This window comes from Verrucomicrobiota bacterium, from assembly GCA_027622555.1.
In the GTDB taxonomy this organism is placed as follows: Bacteria; Verrucomicrobiota; Verrucomicrobiia; order Opitutales; family UBA2995; genus UBA2995.
Genome location: JAQBYJ010000234.1, coordinates 1 through 2,944 on the forward strand (window position 1 = coordinate 1; position 2,944 = coordinate 2,944).

A 2,944-nucleotide genomic window follows, 5' to 3' on the forward strand; every position below is an offset into this window, starting at 1 on the left:
CAATTTCAAGGCGTGCCCGTCTGATTATGTCCTCCGGTTTTGAACGCAGATCATCCGTATAAAGCTTGCCGGCAAGCTTCCGCAGCTTTCCCGCTTTCAACTTTCGGGCAATTTCCGCAGAGCGGGTTTTATCAGATGATCCAAACGTGAGTGCCATTGCTAGAGTTTTGTTAATTAAAGACCGTCTAAACCTGAATATCGTAGATTTTCATTTGAATAAATCATAGTTTAGGCGATTTTAATAAAATATAACCAAAATAGTTCTTATCCAAAAAAGGTAGAAATCAATAAAATTGCGGTATTATTTTTACCCATAAAGGCGATTATTATTTAATTAGTGTAGATAATTGAAGATTTTAATCGAATTTAAAGTATTTTCAAAAGAACTCCTCGGAATAACCTCGGCACCTTATCCAAGGCTTTCCCAAAATTGGGGTAGTTTTGTTTTACACCGTCGTCGAGGTCGATTTCGAGGCGTTGCTGGGTCAATAAATTTAGTGTAGGTCTTACCATAGATTGGATCTGCTAATTCATATACAAAACAGGGGCGACTTCCGCGAGGGCGGCGAAACGGGTACCCGGCGAAACGGGGAGGGCGGCGAAACGGGGTCATAGAAAGCGCCGGGATAAACCGGCTTGGAATAAGGAATGAAAGAGTCCGACAGAGAAGACCTAGCCAGTAGCTCTGGCCTCGAACCGTACGCGGGCGATGGTAACATCGCTGGTGTAGCATCGGTGAGAGGAGACGCAGGCCAGCCATTGAGCTCCGATATCATCCATTCCGTGTGCCGACCTTGTTATGACAAGGGGAAGGCGACATCGAGGTTATCGCATGGCGAGATAACTTCGGACACGGCGGAGTCAGAGACCCTGAACATGTGTCTAAATTCCAAGCGCGAGAACCGGGAGATCCTGTTGGTCTGCGATGAGTTTGTTCAACGCAGCGGTCGGAAAACGTCTCAGACGGTACAGCCGGCATGAACGCCAACAGGAAGTCAGATGAGTTCGTATTACCTGCGAAGTCGGCGAACAAGGATGGCACTGAAGCATCCGCGGAGTCGATGGAGGAAAGGGACTCAGCCAAGAGGAACGCCAAGCAAAGCGCCTTGCACCGGACACCGCGCCGGAATAAATGCAAGTCACGTGGGTTGCGCGGCGTGCGTGAAGCTGCCCGCAAGGACGGCAAGCTCAAATTCACGGCCTTGTTACATCATATCAATGTGAACCGGCTGACCGAAGCATTCTTCCAGTTGAAGAAGACCGCGGCAGTGGGGATTGACGGGGTGACCTGGCGCGAATACGAGCAAAATGTGAGGGTTCGCCTAGAGAGCCTTCATGGAAGGATTCATCGGGGAGCCTACCGGGCTAAACCCTCCCTGAGAGCCTGGATATCCAAGCCTGATGGCCGGAAACGGCCACTGGGCATCGCATCGCTGGAGGACAAGATCGTCCAACAAGCGGTGACGAAGGTATTGCAGAGCATCTACGAGGAGGATTTTCTCGGATTCAGCTATGGCTTTCGGCCTGGACGCAGCCAGCACAGTGCGCTTGATGCACTGAGTGTGGGGATCTCCAGCAAACGAGTGAACTGGATACTGGACGCCGATATAGAGGGCTTCTTTGACGCGATTGACCACGAATGGCTGATCAAGTTTCTGGAGCATCGAATCGGTGACCGGCGCATCCTTCGGCTGATCAGAAAATGGCTTCGAGCCGGGGTCAGCGAGGATGGACAATGGTCAAAGGCGACCGTGGGAACACCTCAGGGCGCAGTGATATCACCGTGCCTGTCGAATGTGTATCTGCACTACGTGTTTGATCTGTGGATAGAATGGTGGCGCAAACGCCACTGTCAGGGAGACGTGGTAGTGGTACGTTATGCGGATGACTTCGTGATCGGTTTTGAGAACCAAGCGGAAGCGAGAAAGTGTTTGGAGGAACTTCGAACACGCTTTGCCAAGTTTGGTTTAAAACTGCACGAAGGTAAAACCCGTCTGATCGAGTTCGGTCGTTATGCGAGCGAATGCCGGAGCAGGCGAGGGGAACGACGGCCCGAAACCTTCGACTTCCTTGGATTCACACACAAGTGTGCCAAGAGGCGAAAGGATGGGACGTTCACGATACACCGCCACTCCATTGCCAAACGCATACGCGCCACTCTTCAGGCGATCAAAGTGAAGCTGCACAAACGCATGCACCGGCCACTGGGCGAAACTGCCAGGTGGTTGCGGCGTGTGGTGCAAGGGTGGCTGAATTATCATGCCATCCCAAGCAATAGTCGTCGAATCCATCGATTCGTGGACGAGGTAACTCGTCTGTGGTTGAAGGGGATACGCCGACGCAGCCAGCGAGGTCGTCACCGTTGGACATGGGAACGTATGCAACGTCTTGTGAGACGGCATTTGCCCCGTCCGCGTATTATCCACCCGTATCCGGATCAACGATTTCACGCCAGACTCAAGGCAGGAGCCGTATGAGGTAGTTCTTCACGTACGGATCTGTGCGGGGGGCTGCCGGTAACGGCGGTCCCTACCGTGATTCTTCATTATTGACAAATAATCTTTAATGAAATCCAGGTTTTGCCTGCTTCAGCCAGATGAAGCCAATTTGTCAATTGCCTAGGTACGACCCCATGCGACCTCCTTTGTGTGACCAATGGTCAGCAACGGACCAAGATTGACCCAAGTGGGGCCGTGCATTGAAATAAGGGCTTATGAGTTTTTACCCCAAAACCTTTTTTTGCCTCTTTCTCGCGGTGATGACCCAAACGATGTCAAGCCAGTCAATAATCCACGATTCTTTTGGCGGCTGGAAGAAATTAACTTTTGAGCCCACCGGCTTCTTTCACTTGCAGCAAACCAAGGACCGATGGTGGCTGGCCACTCCGGAAGGCAATGCGTTTCTCATCTACGCAATCGATCACGTCAGCGAAGCGCTAACCCAG

General features: G+C 51.5%; 2 protein-coding genes. Both read left to right on the top strand.

What is annotated here, in order from left to right:
* The first annotated feature begins 648 nt into the window (after positions 1-648).
* Positions 649-981 carry a hypothetical protein gene (locus tag O3C43_25085; protein ID MDA1069765.1) on the top strand — a complete coding sequence of 111 codons (333 nt, stop codon included), beginning with the start codon at positions 649-651 and terminating at the stop codon, positions 979-981.
* Between the two features lie 221 nt (positions 982-1,202).
* Complete coding sequence (gene ltrA, locus O3C43_25090) at positions 1,203-2,477, top strand: group II intron reverse transcriptase/maturase (protein ID MDA1069766.1); 1,275 nt, start codon at positions 1,203-1,205, stop codon at positions 2,475-2,477.
* Positions 2,478-2,944 lie beyond the last annotated feature (467 nt).

What these genes read in the sequence shown, in the direction of transcription:
- O3C43_25085 (MDA1069765.1), top strand. Translation starts at nt 649, where the DNA reads ATGAAAGAGTCCGACAGAGAAGACCTAGCCAGTAGCTCTGGCCTCGAA.